The following is a 15,771-nucleotide window of genomic DNA, read 5'->3' on the forward strand; positions in this document are numbered from 1 at the left end:
TTGTTCACTCTCCTTTAAAGTTGTTATACGGTAACCCGATTTTTCAATAACCAAGCACCAAGCCAAACCGATAATCCTGTCAAAATGATCCCTATTGCGAGCATCAGGCCAAATAATTCATTAGGATAGAAATAGAAATTCCCGATTTCCATTAAAACTGGGGCTAAAAACAACACAGCAGCGATTCCGCAATATAACAAGCCCATTATGATTCCTTTTATGCGGAAACTTCTTTCAAACATGATCGCCGTGAATAATATCGACATGATCATAAGACCGATGCCATAGGAAAGCAGGAATTGCGTGAATGTGCTTGGGATGATCAATGACAAAATCGGATTGGCTATCGTGATAGTAGAAATTGACATTTCATTCAAGAGCGCTTCCGGCACATTCGAATTAAATAGTGCATTTTCCATAGGTAAAATGATGATTTGGAAAGCAATCAACCCTAATACCATCAGGAAGATGGACGTAGCTTTTGAAAGGTAGATCGATAATCTCGATGTCGGTAACATCAATAGACGATAAATGAACGTATTCTTTCCAAACCAATCACGATACCAAATAAGGAAAATGTAAAAAATTAGGGCAACCGCACTCAGCGCTATCGGTCCTACAAACAAGAGGCTATTGGCGATATGGTTAAAATCAATGGCTCCATAATTGGTAATATAAGCGGCTTCAGATAATCTTTCTTCTTTCATGATATCCCTGGCATCATTAAGAAGGCTCTTCGTTACGATGATCACTCCGGCAAATTGCGAAACCAAGGTGATCAACAATAAGCTAAGATAGATTTTACTGAAACGATTGATTTCAAAGTTCACTAGTTTTATATATCGCATCATGATTGATACACCTCTCTCATTACGTCGACTACCGATTTCCCTTCCTCTTCCCGCATTTCTTCTGTATTGAACTCTTTAAGCACCGAACCGTTATCCAATAAAATGACCTTATCGATCAAATGTTCAATATCACCGATTTCATGGGTCGTGATGATGACTCCTCTATCTTCAATCAGGTGGCTCGCAAAGACATCGGCAATTTGCTCGCGGCTAAACATATCGATTCCCGAAAATGGTTCGTCCATCAGCACATAATCGACGTCAAGGGACAAACCAAGCATCAGGTTGAGCTTAGCTGTATTCCCTTTTGACAATTCCGAAATGCGATTCTCCTCTTTAAGCTTGAAAAACCCCATTAGCTGGTTAGCTCTTTCCGGATTCCATGACGTATAGAAATCCGACATGAAAACCATGGCCTGTTTAATGGTCATTTGCGGAAGCATGGTTGGTGCGTCCGGAATGAAGGTGATTTTTTCATAACTGTCCTTTGTCATCTTTTGATCATCGATCAGGATTTCACCTTTATATGGCGTCAATCCCATGATCGCTTTGAGTGTAGTCGTTTTACCGACACCATTTATCCCGATCAGACAAGTGACTTCTCCTTTATTGGCTGTAAATGAAACATCATCCAAGATCTTTTTCCGTCCATAATTCTTGGAGATCTTTTTTACTTCTATCATTTTTCTTCCTCCTCCCTTATTTCTTCCGAGTATTTTTCTTTAACCACACGAAGCAGTTCATCAACCGGTACATTAATCGGACGAATCGCATCGACAAATGTATCAACGGCCGCCAAAATCAATTCCTGCCTTACAGCCTGTAAAATCGTTTCATTCGTCGTGATTTGACTGGGGAAATTTCGTTCTGTATGAATCAAGCCCTGTTCCTCCATTTCTTTATACGCTTTTTGAGCGGTATTGGGATTTATATTGAGTGAAGCCGCCAGTTCTCTTCGTGAGGGAATTTCCTGCCCCGCCACGAAATTACCAATGGCTATTTGTTCTTTGAAATGCCTAACGACTTGCAGATATACCGGTTCCCGGGTATTTACGTTCATTAAAACCACCCCCTATTTATTTAAAAAAGTCTGATATGCGTGTATGTACTAAGTGGTTCATACACCTTATAGATGTACTATACCCGTAATACACCTAAGCTGTCAACAACCAATTCCAAAAAAATGAAAACCCCGAATGCGCAGTGCAGACGGGGTTTTTCGTTGGAGATGCTAAAATCTCATTGAAACAGATGATGAAGTAGCCGATCTTTATCCTCGAAAAACTGTTTCATTAACAAATAGTGATTGGACTCCTCTAATGCCACCTCACTCATTCCCTCATCTGAAATTTGGAGGATTTTAGCATCCGGGTAGGCCATGATGATCGGGGAATGGGTGGAAATGATGAATTGGGATCCTTGTTGAACAAGCTCATTTATCCTGGCCAACATCGATATTTGTCTCAATGGGGATAAAGCAGCTTCAGGCTCATCGAGAATATACAATCCATCGCCTTGAAATCGTTCTACAAAAGCAGAAAAAAACGATTCCCCATGAGATTGCTGGTGTAGCGATTTTCCACCGAAGGAATCGATGATTTTCGACCCAAACGATGACTCCCTGTCCAATTCCTCTATATTCGTAGCTAAATTATAAAAGGTTTCCGCCCTAAAGAAGAAATGATCCTTCGGTTTGTATACGCCTTTTTTCAAACGGAGGTATTCGTCCAAATTGGAATGTGAATCATAATTGGAAAAATTGAAATTCAACGTTCCGCCTTCTGGATTGAAGCCATACGCTATCGCAATACCTTCAAGCAAGGTGGACTTCCCCATTCCATTTTCCCCGATGACATATGTAACACTGGGATGAAAAGCCACTTCCTGAAGGTGCCTGATAACCGGAAGATCAAGTGGGAAATGGTCATAAGAAGATATTCGGTCTCTATTGAGGTAGATGCCCCTGATATACTGTGAATCATAATCTAATTTCATTTGTTATCCCCTTCTGTAGCCATTTAGACTGTAACAATCCAAGACGCCATAGATTATTCAAATTGATAGATTGATAATGTTTGATTCTAAATGAACATCCACTTTGGATGCAATTCAATTAAACTTACTGAAATTCGCTGGGTTGAATCTTTCACTCCCGATTCTTTTATCAATGCAGGCAATTCCTTATCCGCATACCGTTGATGTGAATATGCATTGTCCCATATGATGCAGCCAGATATCTGCCGTTTTGCCTTTTACCGAATGCGCCTGACAGCATGCCCGGTGTTATGCCCTGTTCCCTGCGTCTTTTAGCACCTGCTCAAAACGGGCTTGTTTTACATTTTCAACAGAACATTCAGCCACTCAAAGTAATTTTCCTTATCAACAATATCCGTAATGTCCGTTCTTCCCATATTGGATATGCTCTCGAATATATCGAAAGAAATACGTACTTCCCTGGTCACTACTGGCGCATGCTGATGCTGCATGAAACGTTGATAACAATGGAGATCTTTCCAAACGGAGAGAATGCCTGCTTCACAGGGTTCATTTCTATTCCACCTTCCGATTTGACCGATGAAGCCATCACAATGGCGCATCTGTCCCCATCTCTCTTGTGCTTTTGAAAATGAACGCTTGTTTTCCTCATTCACTTGGCATTTGATCCACTTCATTAACATGATGACCACCACGCTTCGCCCAATGTTTCGCTCTTTCATCGACCTTTTTGATAAAATCATTTTTCCCGTTTACATATCCTTTAATATCATCTGGAAATTCCGCTGCCAAGCGTTGCTTCAGCCTACTATAATCTTGTGCTTCATCAGGGTGTGATAGCAAATAATCCCGAAAAGCGAGGTGTCGGGCAATTTCTTCATGTCCTTTTTGGAACATGTGAATATGGTGCGTCCTCTCATCCCCGCCTTTTCGAAAAAACCGTCGTCCAGCGATTCCGTTCTCCCCCTTGGCATCATACCCCAGCTCTTCCATCTCTTTATTAAAGTCAGCGACACATTCCACATCTTTCACCACTGCCAAAATATCTATTACAGGCTTGGCATGTATTGCCGGGATGGCCGTACTGCCAATATGGTATACATTCATCATTTCAGGCCCGAAAATATCCTCTAATTTTTGGCATTCATCATGAAATAGCTTTGACCATTCTTTCTTATATGGTACGACCTCTACCTTTCTCATGAAAGCCTCCTTGATAGGAATTCGCGTTTACCCATTCCGTTTTACCATTTCCTAATTTTAACACCAATGTGCATGCATCACAAAAAAGCAGCCGGGATAATAACCCCAGTTGCTTTTTGGATAACGCTTACATTTCATTTGTTTTACTTCGCTTTTTGTATGGAAGCCACATTTTGATCTTTCAAAATAGTTGGTTTCATGCCTCTTCGCTGCGGAATGCCTCTTTCCTCCTGTTTCTTGGCAACCCACATTGTCAGCATCGGTGTCAGGATTGCCGTCACCAATACACTTGTTGCGATGATTGCTGTTGCCGATTCTGCTACAGGAGCGAATTGCGGGTTTAACTCGGCGATGATGAAAGGTACAGCAACTGCGGCACCCGCCGTTGAAGAAGCGGCGACCCCAGCAACACCATCGGAGCCAGTAACGTAACGGTCCAGTAGATATAAGACGCCACCGGACAGGAAGACGACGGCAACGCCCATTAAAATACCCATGAATCCGGATTTTAGAATCATGCCAAAATCCAACCCGAATCCTAGAGCCAATGCGAAGAACGGGATAAGGACCGGTACGGCCTGTCCAAAGAATTCCCGGCACTCTTTATCAATATTCCCTACAATCATCCCGACTGCAAATGGAATCAATGTGGAGACAATTGTTTGCCACGGAAACGTTGCAAGCCCTCCAACACCGAGGATGATCATCGTGAAGAACGGACCGCTTTCAATACTGATGAACGGGAATGCAGCAGCATCTTCCGTTCTGCCCAATTTTGTCATGAGTGCGGTATAAAGACCGCCATTCGTTTCATTAAAAGCCGCTATCAGCACTAAAACCGAAAGACCGGAAAAGAGACCGGTTTGAATCCCATTCTCCGGAAGCAGCAAAGCTGCACCATATCCCAATAATGCCGCAAATACGACTTTACCGATAAGCAATGTAAATCCTTTTCTTGCAATATAACCGGATTGCTTAACATCTATCGTAGCTCCGACACAAAAGAAAAAGACGGCTAATATCGATGCGGTACCTGTTAGCATGGCACCTGTAAAACCACCAAAGAAGGTTGCCGTGTCAGGAAAAATAGTATGTATCAAAGCACCTATGAACAACGGGACAACCATCATGCCACCAGGGATTTTTTCTATTGCGGCTTTTATTCTCATCACAATCTCTCCACTTCATTATCAAATTTATGATTATTTGTAATTGGAAGTCTAGTTGTGGAGTTAACTGGCTGCTGTTATCGATCATTCAACGTTTAATAGTTTGTTCTGGCTTTCAATAAAGTCCTGCAATTTTTTCCGGCTGGGCATGCCATCCATATCACCGGGAGCCATGACTTGAAGGGCGCCAATCGCATTGCCCCGAGTAACGGTTTCAATCGTGGACTTCCCTTCAAGCAAGCCGCTGATCACACCGACGGCGAAACCATCGCCGGCACCTACCGTATCAATGACTTTTTCAGGTGCGAATCCTTTAACATACCCTTCTTCATTGGCATTTTTATAATAAGCTCCCTCTGCTCCAAGCTTGATGACAATCATTTTAACTCCTTTGTTCAAGTAAAATTCGGCCACCTCCTCAGGTGTTCGGAGCCCTGTTAAAACTTCCGCTTCGGACATGCCTGGCAGAAATAAATCACAAATGTAAGCAAGCTCATTAATGCAATCCACCATTTTTTGTTTATCCGGCCATAGGTTAGGCCGTAAATTCGGGTCAAATGAAACGGTTCTTCCTTGATTCCTCATAAGTTTCATGGCAGCAACGGTAAATTCATGGCAGCTTTCAGATAATGCGGATGGGATACCTGTTGCATGCAGATGTTTAGCTTGCCGAAAATACTCTTCTGAAAGGTCGTCGATATTCAGAGTGGAAGCAGCTGAATTTTTTCTGAAGTATTCCACTTCCGGGTCTCCGTCATGCACTTTAGATTTAATGAGCATTCCTGTCGGGTGATCACTTGTAAAACGGATACCTGTCGTGTCGACTTTTTCTTTATTCAATTCTCCGATGATGAACTTTCCGAAACTATCGTTGCCAAGTTTCGTCATATAAGCAACATTTAAATCAAGACGCGCCAATCCGCAAGCCACGTTTGATTCGGCTCCCGCAATCGCCCGGGAAAAGGATTTAGCCTCATGTAAAGGCTCTACTTCATTTGCATAGAACATGTTCATCGGTTCCCCAAAGGTGATCACATCTAATTCTTTCATTCCTAATTCCCCCTGAAAAAGGTGTATTACGGTTTAGTAAACCAAAACCATAAGAAAGCGCTTTCTTTTCAATAAAGTCAGATTACCATATAAACCAGTTTTTAACAATACTAATCTTTATATTTTTATTTTGTATAAAAGCATAGTTTCAATCATTAATTTCTTCTTTTATACTGATTAATCTACTAAATTTTTCTATTATCATTGACTATTTGGAAAATATTATATATATTTTTAATATTGGTAGCGCTAACATTTTGGTTATTCACGATAAACCGTTTTACTAAATAGGAGGTTATTTATATGCATATGGAAAAACGTTATTCCATTCATCCGTCACAAGCCAAACACTTTGATACAAGTGAAATCCGCAAAAACTTTTTAGTGGAAAAATTATTTCTCGATGACGACGTTTCTTTATGCTATTCCCTTGATGACAGGATCATCATAGGAGGAATCAAACCTGTTTCTAAAGAGGTCAAGCTTGAGGGCCATGATTTCATTAAAGCTGATTATTTTCTCCAACGAAGAGAATTAGGTGTATTTAATATAGGGGGATCAGGAAGGATCTCAGTTGATGGGAAAGTATATCCCCTTCAAAATCGTGATTGTCTGTATATAGGATTAGGTTGTAAGGAGCTGATTTTCATTAGTGACACAGACTCCGAACCTGCTAAATTTTATTTAGCCTCTGCTCCGGCACATAAAAATTACCCTATTCAACACGTAGCGTTCAAGGAAGTGCAAGGTGATGAAATGGGATCACAGGAAACGGCAAATAAGCGGACGATTCGCAGAATGATTCATGAAAAAGGAATCCAAAGCTGCCAACTGTGTATGGGGATGACTGAATTGGCTCCAGGAAATGTCTGGAACTCCATGCCCCCCCATGTTCATGACCGCAGAGTGGAAGTTTATATGTATTTTGACTTGGCAGATGATGCAGTTTTGTTCCACATGATGGGTGAACCCGATGAAACAAGGCATATTGTCATGAAAAATGAACAGGCTGTCATTTCACCTCCATGGTCCATACATAGTGGTTCCGCTACAAGCAACTACACATTCATTTGGGCAATGGCTGGAGAGAATTATACATATGAAGATATGGATACCTTTCCTATTTCAGATATGAAGTAAGACTAAGAGTGGTTTATTAATCCATATGGGGATGGGGGAAACAAGATGAGTTTACTGGATTTTTCAATGGACTTTTTCAGTTTAAAAGGGAAAGTTGCCATCGTAACAGGAGGAAATACCGGATTGGGCCAAGGGTATGCGGTTGCATTAGCAAAGGCGGGTGCAGATCTTTTTATCGTTGCCCATGGTGATAATTGGCAGGAAACAAAGGATTTAATCGAAACGACCGGGCAAAAAGCTGTCTTTTATCAGGCGGAGCTCACGAATAAGGAAAGCCTTAAAGGTGTTGTAAAAGGCTGTCTTGATGCATACGGAAAAATCGATATCCTTGTTAATAATGCAGGAACGATTCGCCGTGCCCCTTTATTGGAATATAAAGACGAGGATTGGAATGCAGTAATGGACATTAACCTTAATTCCTTGTATTTTCTCAGTCAGCTCGTCGCCAAAGAAATGGTTGAACAAGGCAGCGGGAAAATCATAAATATCGCTTCGATGCTCACCTTCCAAGGAGGCAAGTTCGTTCCCGCATATACTGCGAGTAAACATGGCGTTGCCGGGCTGACCAAAGCCTTCGCTAATGAATTGGCGTCTAAAAACATTCAAATAAACGCGATTGCACCAGGTTATATTGAAACGGCCAATACTGCCGCGCTTCGTGCAGATGAGTTAAGGAACAAAGACATTCTCTCAAGGATCCCGGCTGAAAAATGGGGAACACCCTTTGATGTCATGGGAACTGTCGTTTTTCTTTCCAGCAAGGCCTCTGATTATATGAATGGCCATATCCTCGCTGTTGATGGAGGCTGGCTCGTTCGTTAATCCGCTGATCAAGATATTTAAATCAATAGTTTAAGGTTAACACCCTTAGCCAAAGTGCTTAGGGTGTTTCTTACATCCAATGTTTAACAAAATCAGGTAACTGGCGTTGGAATCGTCATGCTCCTTTGTTATGATGAAGGTATCCCGTTCTAGTTCAAGAAATAATATCCTTTAGGAGAACATCATGAAAAAAAAGAAAACTACCATATCAGATGTTGCTGAGAAGGCCGGTGTTTCCAAAAGTACGGTTTCTCAATATATTAACCAGCGTTTTCGTTATATGAGTGCTGAAACAAAGGACAGAATCGAGCAAGTCATCCAAGAACTTGACTTTCGTCCCAATGATAATGCCCGGAATTTAAAAGTGAAAAAAACAAAGGTCATTGGCATACTCGTAGCTAATATTTTACATACTTTATCCACTGAAATCATTCGTACCGTAGAAGAACAGCTTCAGCAGCACGGCATGAAAGTATTCATATGTGACTCTGCCGATGATCCAGAGAAAGAAAAAGAATACCTTGATTTGCTCGTTTCTACGCAAGTGGATGGAATCATCATCTTTCCGGTAGGAAATGATTTTAAAGTCTATAATTACTTGATCGATCATTCCATTCCAATGGTATTCGTCGATCGATTGGTTGATGGGGTAACTTCCGATTCCGTTCTTTTAGATAATCATGCTGCAATCTTTTTAGCTGTTTCCATGCTGGCCGAAAAAGGACACGAAAACATAGCATTTTTAACCTTACCGATTGATATCCCGATCACACCAAGGCTGGAGAGGATCGAAGGATTTAAAAAAGCGATGGCATCTCATAAATTGGAAGTAAGGGAGGATGATATTCATTCTTTACCCCGAAACCAAATTCAAGAAAAATTGGCCCGGATACTCGATGCAGAAAATCCACCGACAGCCATTGTGGCAGGAAATGATTTAGTATTACGTGAAATCCTTAGCTATTTAAAAAAGCAAAAAATCTCGATTCCTGGGGAAGTGGCCATTGTCAGCATTGATGATGTCGCTTATACGGAGTTTTATGAACCATCCATCACGACAATTGGACAGCCCATTCAGCAAATGGGAATTAAAACAGCTGAGTTACTATTGAACCGGATAACCAATTCGGATCAGGCCCCGTACATTACTTATCGGTTTGCCCCCGAACTCATCGTTCGAAGTTCATGCTAATTGTTCATACAAAAACGGCAGTTTATACCACTGCCGTTACCATTTTTCAAGGAACTTCACCTTGGAAGTCAACCGCCTTTTGCTGATTCCATGACATTTAGGATAAATGGCGCTTTCGCTTTTGTGTACCCCACAATATCTGCAGGATGCTTTTCTGCTAAGGACATTTTTAATTGCTGATATTGTTTCCGTACGTCCGGATGGCTTCTTAAATAGTCCCTGAATGAAAGTTGATTCTTCCACTGTTCACTTCCGAATCTATAGATATGCAAATGATGCGTCCCTGCTCTCCATTGGCCTTTTCTAAAGAAACGCCTTTCGGGAAACTCCTTGTGTGCCACAAATTCATAGCCAATGGTTTTTAAGGGATCAATAAACTTGTCCACTTCATCTAAATGCTGGACTTCAGCCATGATGTCCAAAATCGGTTTAGCCCCCAACCCCATGACGGATGTACTCCCAATGTGCTCAACACAAATAGGTTTGTCCTTTAGGACTTCCTTAATCTTTGCTTTTTCCTGTTCGAACTCAGTAACCCAATTAGGGTTGTAATTCTCAATCATAATTGGTTTTTCCATTTCCCCCCCGACTTTCATGTTAATCATGTTCATTAATTAAAAACTCCCCCTAGAATGGGGTTCTTGTTTTAGACTATCGTTTTTACTATTGTAACAATGGGATAAGCGTAGTAATAAGAGCTGTAATCAATCACATACCTTTTTTACTTTTTGTCACGTGACCACGCGATGATAGGATCCTGAATACTCGGTTCATAGTACGTTCCGGCATACTCCTTTTCTTTTCCAGTTATTTTATTAGTCCGTATAACTGTGTAAGTTCCTTTATCGTAATTTTTGGTAAGATAATATTTCCGATAGGTAAAACCTTTTTCGGGGCCAGTTAAGGTTACTTCGTGTTTGTACTCTTCTGGCTTGTTTAGGTTTCCCTTCACTACCCCCTGAATATTCAGTGGTGTTTCTTCAAGCTGAACATCTGTGCGGATATTAACATCTTGGGTCTTTATTTTACCCAGAGGTACAGATGCCATTTCGATTGTTTCTTCGGTTTGTTCCAAGAATGACTTTGTAACGCTGTAGGAGTATAGGATTTTCATAGAGCTTATATCGTTTTTTACTTTGCCTGCCAACTCTGGCATGGCAAAGCTTAAGACAAAGGTAATGGATATTCCGATGATTAATAGTGTTAGCGGAATTTTTTTCATATTTCCTCTTTCTTAATTACGTATTTGTATTCACAAGAATATTGAACATCCTCTGACATCATCAATTCTGTAAATCCCCCTGTTTTGAATCATTAGGAATAATTCCAAATTTCGCAATCGATAGTAAGGCAAAAAAACTAAAACAACTGAAACTGGTGTTATCACTTGTAAAAAACACACTAGGTATAATACGTGATGCAAGAAGTACATTTAAGATATAGGCAATAAGAAAACCCGCATATGAAATGCAGCTCAGATAGTTTCCAACTACTGTTCTTTTGTAATGAACATAATCTGATTTATTTCCTTTTCTGATACTAACTATTTGCCGTATTTGTCTTATGAGACCGTATGTGAACGCAATGATCAACATTACAATAATAAGAAAACTAATTATTGCTTCATTCACTTTTTTATCCCCCCTGTTTAGGTCTAACACTAATAGATAAAAGCTTTAGGACGGTTAATTACTATCGTTTTTTATGTAATAAATCTGCTTTTTTATCAGGATTATCAGCCCATAGTCAACTAAGGAATCCTCCAAGTACATATTCCTCTATTGCGAAACATCCACTGAAAGAGCCATAACGGCAAACTCATCGTAATGGTTCTAATGTTAAAGCCCATTTTTTCGTAGAGCTTAATAGCTTTGTTCTGGGCAAAAGCACTTAGACGGACTTCAGATTGTCCATCTTGTTTTAGAAAAATCAATTGCTGACTCCATTAATCTCTTAGAAATACATTTCCCTCTGTATTCTTCCATTACAAAAAGTTCATAAATAAATCCATTCATCTTATCCGTAAACTGATCTTTACTTGCTCCTAATAGAATCCACATTAGTTGATCTTTCTTCTATCGCAATGACATAATAACTCCCTTTTGCAAGCAGTGGTTCAACAAGTTGTTTGATTTTTTGATTAGTTGGCTTCACTTCACCTAATGTGCCGTCAAAAACAGCTTGTGGCGAAAGTGATACAACCTTTTGAAGTTCATAATCAGTTGGTTTCCTTATTTCCATGAATGAAAGCATCCTTTCTAAGGGCTAGTACATGTTAGTAAGTAGTTCCATTGCCATTTGAATATTTGTCCTATTAAAAAATATTACTAATACATTTTCTATACTATTTATAAGTATTCTATTGCTTCTATATTCCTTCCCATAATCAAATTTACAAATAAAAGAATCCTAATATTATGAGGAAACCTAACAACGACAGTTAACCCCATCCATTTCAAATGGTGTTTTCTTAAATGTGGCCTTGTTGATTTTTCACTTTCACTACTTTCGTTCACTTTATATACGGATTACGGATGATAAAGTTTCAAAATAAAGGAAGAAATACCAATCTATTTCCCCATGAATCACAAAAAAAGACCACCAAATTGGTGGTCATTTTAATTAATTCATATTATAAAACCCAACTGCTTCCATCAAGTGTCCCCTTGGAAGGCTATTACCGTCATTATCGATGAAACGTTGTGAAGTTTTTCACGTTTATCGGTTCGGTTCCTGTTGTTATAAAGGCTTTTGTAAGTATCCTATTATTTTTCATAACAACCCTTCCTTAAATCCATAAACTTCATAAAACTTTGTTTTTCTTTTTTTTCATGTACCCGCGAATGAACATTCCTGCAATAATAAGAACCGCAACTACTGTGATTGGCTGGATATAGGGCTTGGCCATCTCATTAATCTGTCCCCAATTGCTTCCTAACTTCATCCCGAGAAATACAAAAAGCACAGACCATGGAAGTACGGCTAGTAGCGTATAATTCGTGAATTTTAGTAAAGACATTTTAGAAATCCCTGCTGGTATCGAAATAGCATGTCTGACAACCGGAATGAACCGAGCCGTAAAAATGACACTTGGTCCATAGTTAGTAAACCAAGATTCCGATAGCTCAATATGTTTCTTGTGTATGAAAATATACTTTCCGTATCGTTCTAAAAATGGTCTTCCACCATAATATCCGATTAGATAAACAAAAATCTGAGCGATGGTTCCACCAATTGTTCCGGCAATAACCGCCCCTACAAAACTGATGTTTCCTTGGGATACTAAAAAGCCTCCATAAGATAATACAATTTCACTAGGAATGATTTCAATCATAAGACCGAGGGTAATTCCAAGGTACCCATAATCCATAAGTGTAAGTAGGATAGATTGGATAAAATCGTTCATAAATCAGCTTCCCTCTTTCATTTTCAGCTTTTCAAAAATCTCGACCGTTGTTGATAATTCCCCTTGTAGATCACTCAATGGCACCCTCTACAAATTGCTGCTGATTATACGAATCTTCCCGTCGATTCATTAAATACAGAACAGATAATTTTAACATCATGTTACTGGAACTGAATGAACCCTAGCTATAAATAACTTTTGACTGATTGGTTAAATATGACGGCTTACTTGCTTGTTTAAGATTAAGGATCAATTTCATTACTTCCACCATTCCCTCAGGTTTTTCCAAATCTATTTCCTTTTGATAAGATTCGATGGATATATTCCACTGATCCATTTTTTTATGGTCCTTTAAAATACTGAGTATTTGTTTTTCAAATGATAAATTGTGATTGAGTTCAAATACAAGTTTATGGGCTTTTAAATACTGTAGATTAATTTCCTCCTGTCCTGGAAGCATTGAATGAACAAAAATCGGTAGCCTTTTTCGAAGTGCTTCACTAATGGTGACACCGCCGGGTTTCGTAACGATTGCGTCCACTTCTTCATAAAGTTTGTTCATTTCTGACCTTGATGAGATATAAGGTAATGGGTTAATATGAGCTAAATCCCACGTATCTATTGCATCATATAGCTTTTTGTTGTTACCACAAAGTACAAAATAATCAAAGTCAGTTGATTTCTTTAACTCATCAGCTAAATTCAATATCCCACCCAGGCCACTGTTTCCTCCTGAGATTAAAATTTTGGGGCGATCTGCGTTTTTTAATACTCGGGCTCTTTTAGTGATTTCCTCATGCACAGGAATACCAGTTACCATCATACTATGTTTCGGTATTTGATTCTTGATTATTAGCTTTTCTTTCAATTCCTGGGTAGGAAGAAAATGAAAATCAATCTCCTTGCTTCCCCACACATTATTAATAAAGAAATCCGTATACACGTTGATAATTGGGATATTGCATTTCCCTTTTATTTTCAACTGGCTTAAAAGATAGGAAGGGAACCCGTGTGTACACACAATTAAATCTGGCTTTTCCTCCGCTATCAATTGTTCCATTTTCTTCAAGAATATATATTGATACCATTTAAAGGAACGTTCCTTTGGCAAGGAATCGTAAAAAAGGTTTTTATAAGCGAGATTATAGGTTTCAGGTGCATAACGGATCCATTTTAAATACCCAGTTGTTATCATTTTTTCTAAATAGTTACTTGTATAACTTAACAGATCCACTTTTTTCAAAGTAACTCCGCTTGTATGTTTTTTTAACATATCCATTAAGGCCTCTGCAACTTGATGATGTCCTGACTGCATGCGAAAGAGAGGTAAAAACAAAATCTTCTTCATATATGTCATCTCCTATAGAAATCATTCTTTTAATACGATGATTTCATACTAAGAAAAAAGACTATTTGCATGTTCAAGAGCTTTTTTCCTCTTACAATATATCACTGATTTTGTTAAAAACTTTCTTTTTAATCAATTTTTAATGATACGTTCAATGTATCTTAAGTCCCCTTCTTTAAACTAAATAGCCCGATTAGAAAACCAATTGTAGAAACTGGTTATTCCAATCGGGACGGGAATCATCCTTACGAAGTGGGGTCTATTTTTGGGCATTCTTTTTTTTCTTTTTCATATAATTGATAGAAACGTATATCAATAAAAAAATTATGAATACGACACCTAAAAGTGGAACATATTCCGGATTTATATGAAAGGCATTGCCCATATAATACCCTGCCACTATAAAAGGGACAGTCCAGAGAACCGTGCCTAGCAGGGAAAAGAGGAGAAATTTACAGAAGGGGATATGATTGATTCCTGCAAAATACGGACTAATTTGTCTTATTCCTGGTAGATAAAATCCAAACACAATTGTTTTTTGGACATTTTTCATATACTTTCCCTGTACTTTCTCCCATCGATCATTTGTAATGCCCACGTATTTTCCAAATTTTTTTATAAAATGATACCCAACGTATTTCCCACATGCATAAGCGATAAGCATCCCTATAAAGGCTCCAAGAAATGCACTCAGCGTGGCTAAACCAAAAGAGAGCTTATTTTGTCCAATCAAGACTCCGATTAGAAATAGAAGAGATTCTTCTGGGGCGGGAATTCCCACAATGCCCATGAATAAAAAAAGAAAAATGATAAGATAGCCATATAAGTCAATAAAATGTAAGATACTATCTATATTCATAAAATCCCCTCGAATCAGTTTATAAGTCTTTTAATGTAATAAATTGTGTTCCCTTTTTTATTGTTTCTTGAAGGTAAACTTCCAATGCTTCAATCATATATCGAGGTGCTTCTTTATCCGCCCCCAAGGTTTCCCCACAGTCATGGAGCAGGAGAATGGAACCTTCTGTTGACGTTTTTCGCAATTGATCAAGTAGGTCATTTTTACATGTTTCCACTTTCCAATCTCCGAAAATGTCTGACCACATGATCACTTGAAATTTCTTACTGGCAATTTGCGTAAAAATATTAAAATGGCCCCATGGAGGTCTGTAAAAAGTGACTTTTTCATGGGTACATTCCATTATGGCCTTTTCAGTCATATCTAACTGTTTCCTTAAATGAAATGGCGAAAGGACCCAGCTTGAAATATGATCAAAATGATGGATTCCAATTGTATGTCCTTCTTCATGCATTCGTTTAATGATATCAGGGTTATTTTTCACTTTACTGCCCACAACAAAAAACGAACCCTTTAACTTATACCTTTTTAAAAGGTCAAGTAATTGTGTCGTATATTCAGGGTTAGGTCCATCATCAAAAGTTAGGGCTATCCTATTATTCCTCTTGATATTTTTGGTTATGCCCAGTCCACATACACGAATAAATACCGTTGGGACAATCGTATAAACGAGAAATAGCAATAATAAGAAACTCAAGCTAACCATCATATTAGTGTCACTCTCAGAACACCTCAT

At 39.0% G+C, this 15,771-nt stretch carries 18 protein-coding genes and 1 pseudogene; 3 read left to right on the forward strand and 16 right to left on the reverse strand.

Annotation, left to right across the window (positions count from 1 at the left end; translation table 11 throughout):
• Window positions 1–23 precede the first annotated feature (23 nt).
• From AC3WLU_RS13700 to AC3WLU_RS13735, 8 genes are all read right to left on the reverse strand, one after another.
• Window positions 24–851, reverse strand: a complete 828-nt coding sequence (locus tag AC3WLU_RS13700; RefSeq protein WP_278089323.1) for a hypothetical protein — start codon at window positions 849–851, stop codon at window positions 24–26.
• On the reverse strand, window positions 848–1,534 hold the full coding sequence (locus tag AC3WLU_RS13705) for an ABC transporter ATP-binding protein (RefSeq protein WP_057279131.1): 687 nt from the start codon (window positions 1,532–1,534) through the stop codon (window positions 848–850). Before AC3WLU_RS13705 ends, AC3WLU_RS13700 begins: the two co-directional genes overlap by 4 nt.
• Complete coding sequence (locus AC3WLU_RS13710) at window positions 1,531–1,911, reverse strand: GntR family transcriptional regulator (protein WP_034310706.1); 381 nt, start codon at window positions 1,909–1,911, stop codon at window positions 1,531–1,533. Before AC3WLU_RS13710 ends, AC3WLU_RS13705 begins: the two co-directional genes overlap by 4 nt.
• Before the next feature lie 179 nt (window positions 1,912–2,090).
• Window positions 2,091–2,846 carry an AAA family ATPase gene (locus AC3WLU_RS13715; RefSeq protein WP_034310704.1) on the reverse strand — a complete coding sequence of 252 codons (756 nt, stop codon included), beginning with the start codon at window positions 2,844–2,846 and terminating at the stop codon, window positions 2,091–2,093.
• 338 nt (window positions 2,847–3,184) lie between these two features.
• Window positions 3,185–3,523, reverse strand: coding sequence for a DUF4937 domain-containing protein (locus AC3WLU_RS13720; protein WP_492597408.1), 339 nt, complete (start codon window positions 3,521–3,523; stop codon window positions 3,185–3,187).
• Window positions 3,495–4,049: a GrpB family protein gene (locus AC3WLU_RS13725; RefSeq protein ID WP_492597409.1), complete on the reverse strand. Its 555-nt coding sequence runs from the start codon at window positions 4,047–4,049 to the stop codon at window positions 3,495–3,497. Before AC3WLU_RS13725 ends, AC3WLU_RS13720 begins: the two co-directional genes overlap by 29 nt.
• Before the next feature lie 143 nt (window positions 4,050–4,192).
• Window positions 4,193–5,218: a 2-keto-3-deoxygluconate permease gene (locus AC3WLU_RS13730; RefSeq protein ID WP_034310693.1), complete on the reverse strand. Its 1,026-nt coding sequence runs from the start codon at window positions 5,216–5,218 to the stop codon at window positions 4,193–4,195.
• Between the two features lie 84 nt (window positions 5,219–5,302).
• The gene (locus AC3WLU_RS13735) at window positions 5,303–6,268 is read right to left on the reverse strand and encodes a sugar kinase (protein WP_268592061.1); all 966 of its coding nucleotides are present in this window, start codon (window positions 6,266–6,268) and stop codon (window positions 5,303–5,305) included.
• A 309-nt stretch (window positions 6,269–6,577) separates the two neighbouring features.
• Between AC3WLU_RS13735 and kduI the strand changes: the two genes are divergently transcribed.
• The 3 genes from kduI to AC3WLU_RS13750 all read left to right on the forward strand — a co-directional run bounded on the left by kduI (window position 6,578) and on the right by AC3WLU_RS13750 (window position 9,422).
• Complete coding sequence (gene kduI / locus AC3WLU_RS13740; protein ID WP_492597446.1) at window positions 6,578–7,408, forward strand: 5-dehydro-4-deoxy-D-glucuronate isomerase; 831 nt, start codon at window positions 6,578–6,580, stop codon at window positions 7,406–7,408.
• A gap of 45 nt (window positions 7,409–7,453) precedes the next feature.
• Window positions 7,454–8,230 carry a 2-dehydro-3-deoxy-D-gluconate 5-dehydrogenase KduD gene (gene kduD, locus AC3WLU_RS13745; protein ID WP_492597410.1) on the forward strand — a complete coding sequence of 259 codons (777 nt, stop codon included), beginning with the start codon at window positions 7,454–7,456 and terminating at the stop codon, window positions 8,228–8,230.
• Between the two features lie 184 nt (window positions 8,231–8,414).
• Window positions 8,415–9,422, forward strand: a complete 1,008-nt coding sequence (locus AC3WLU_RS13750) for a LacI family DNA-binding transcriptional regulator (protein ID WP_063589890.1) — start codon at window positions 8,415–8,417, stop codon at window positions 9,420–9,422.
• A gap of 68 nt (window positions 9,423–9,490) precedes the next feature.
• Here AC3WLU_RS13750 and AC3WLU_RS13755 read toward each other — a convergent pair whose 3' ends face one another.
• From AC3WLU_RS13755 to AC3WLU_RS13790, 8 genes and pseudogenes are all read right to left on the reverse strand, one after another.
• Window positions 9,491–10,000, reverse strand: coding sequence for a GrpB family protein (locus tag AC3WLU_RS13755; protein WP_492597447.1), 510 nt, complete (start codon window positions 9,998–10,000; stop codon window positions 9,491–9,493).
• 143 nt (window positions 10,001–10,143) lie between these two features.
• A complete protein-coding gene (locus tag AC3WLU_RS13760) occupies window positions 10,144–10,644 on the reverse strand; it encodes a hypothetical protein (protein WP_413003125.1) in 501 nt (166 codons plus the stop codon).
• A gap of 61 nt (window positions 10,645–10,705) precedes the next feature.
• Entirely contained in the window at window positions 10,706–11,053 is a 348-nt protein-coding gene (locus tag AC3WLU_RS13765; RefSeq protein WP_413003123.1) for a hypothetical protein, read from the reverse strand.
• A gap of 119 nt (window positions 11,054–11,172) precedes the next feature.
• Window positions 11,173–11,663, reverse strand: a pseudogene (locus tag AC3WLU_RS13770) (GNAT family N-acetyltransferase).
• Window positions 11,664–12,225: 562 nt separating this feature from the next.
• A complete protein-coding gene (gene uptA, locus AC3WLU_RS13775) occupies window positions 12,226–12,828 on the reverse strand; it encodes an undecaprenyl phosphate transporter UptA (protein ID WP_492597411.1) in 603 nt (200 codons plus the stop codon).
• A 181-nt stretch (window positions 12,829–13,009) separates the two neighbouring features.
• Window positions 13,010–14,176 (reverse strand): MGDG synthase family glycosyltransferase, encoded by a 1,167-nt coding sequence (locus AC3WLU_RS13780; RefSeq protein ID WP_492597412.1) that lies wholly within the window; start codon window positions 14,174–14,176, stop codon window positions 13,010–13,012.
• A gap of 259 nt (window positions 14,177–14,435) precedes the next feature.
• Complete coding sequence (locus tag AC3WLU_RS13785) at window positions 14,436–15,035, reverse strand: DedA family protein (RefSeq protein ID WP_413003117.1); 600 nt, start codon at window positions 15,033–15,035, stop codon at window positions 14,436–14,438.
• Between the two features lie 19 nt (window positions 15,036–15,054).
• Window positions 15,055–15,744, reverse strand: a complete 690-nt coding sequence (locus AC3WLU_RS13790; RefSeq protein WP_492597413.1) for a polysaccharide deacetylase family protein — start codon at window positions 15,742–15,744, stop codon at window positions 15,055–15,057.
• Between the last annotated feature and the right edge of the window lie 27 nt (window positions 15,745–15,771).

Source organism: Peribacillus sp. FW305-BF15 (assembly GCF_058783805.1).

Bases quoted from the DNA above. Each gene is read 5' to 3' on its own strand.
- AC3WLU_RS13700 (WP_278089323.1), bottom strand. From the start codon at position 851: ATGATGCGATATATAAAACTAGTGAACTTTGAAATCAATCGTTTCAGT.
- AC3WLU_RS13705 (WP_057279131.1), bottom strand. From the start codon at position 1,534: ATGATAGAAGTAAAAAAGATCTCCAAGAATTATGGACGGAAAAAGATC.
- AC3WLU_RS13710 (WP_034310706.1), bottom strand. From the start codon at position 1,911: ATGAACGTAAATACCCGGGAACCGGTATATCTGCAAGTCGTTAGGCAT.
- AC3WLU_RS13715 (WP_034310704.1), bottom strand. From the start codon at position 2,846: ATGAAATTAGATTATGATTCACAGTATATCAGGGGCATCTACCTCAAT.
- AC3WLU_RS13720 (WP_492597408.1), bottom strand. From the start codon at position 3,523: ATGAAGTGGATCAAATGCCAAGTGAATGAGGAAAACAAGCGTTCATTT.
- AC3WLU_RS13725 (WP_492597409.1), bottom strand. From the start codon at position 4,049: ATGAGAAAGGTAGAGGTCGTACCATATAAGAAAGAATGGTCAAAGCTA.
- AC3WLU_RS13730 (WP_034310693.1), bottom strand. From the start codon at position 5,218: ATGAGAATAAAAGCCGCAATAGAAAAAATCCCTGGTGGCATGATGGTT.
- AC3WLU_RS13735 (WP_268592061.1), bottom strand. From the start codon at position 6,268: ATGAAAGAATTAGATGTGATCACCTTTGGGGAACCGATGAACATGTTC.
- kduI (WP_492597446.1), top strand. From the start codon at position 6,578: ATGGAAAAACGTTATTCCATTCATCCGTCACAAGCCAAACACTTTGAT.
- kduD (WP_492597410.1), top strand. From the start codon at position 7,454: ATGAGTTTACTGGATTTTTCAATGGACTTTTTCAGTTTAAAAGGGAAA.
- AC3WLU_RS13750 (WP_063589890.1), top strand. From the start codon at position 8,415: ATGAAAAAAAAGAAAACTACCATATCAGATGTTGCTGAGAAGGCCGGT.
- AC3WLU_RS13755 (WP_492597447.1), bottom strand. From the start codon at position 10,000: ATGGAAAAACCAATTATGATTGAGAATTACAACCCTAATTGGGTTACT.
- AC3WLU_RS13760 (WP_413003125.1), bottom strand. From the start codon at position 10,644: ATGAAAAAAATTCCGCTAACACTATTAATCATCGGAATATCCATTACC.
- uptA (WP_492597411.1), bottom strand. From the start codon at position 12,828: ATGAACGATTTTATCCAATCTATCCTACTTACACTTATGGATTATGGG.
- AC3WLU_RS13780 (WP_492597412.1), bottom strand. From the start codon at position 14,176: ATGAAGAAGATTTTGTTTTTACCTCTCTTTCGCATGCAGTCAGGACAT.
- AC3WLU_RS13785 (WP_413003117.1), bottom strand. From the start codon at position 15,035: ATGAATATAGATAGTATCTTACATTTTATTGACTTATATGGCTATCTT.
- AC3WLU_RS13790 (WP_492597413.1), bottom strand. From the start codon at position 15,744: ATGATGGTTAGCTTGAGTTTCTTATTATTGCTATTTCTCGTTTATACG.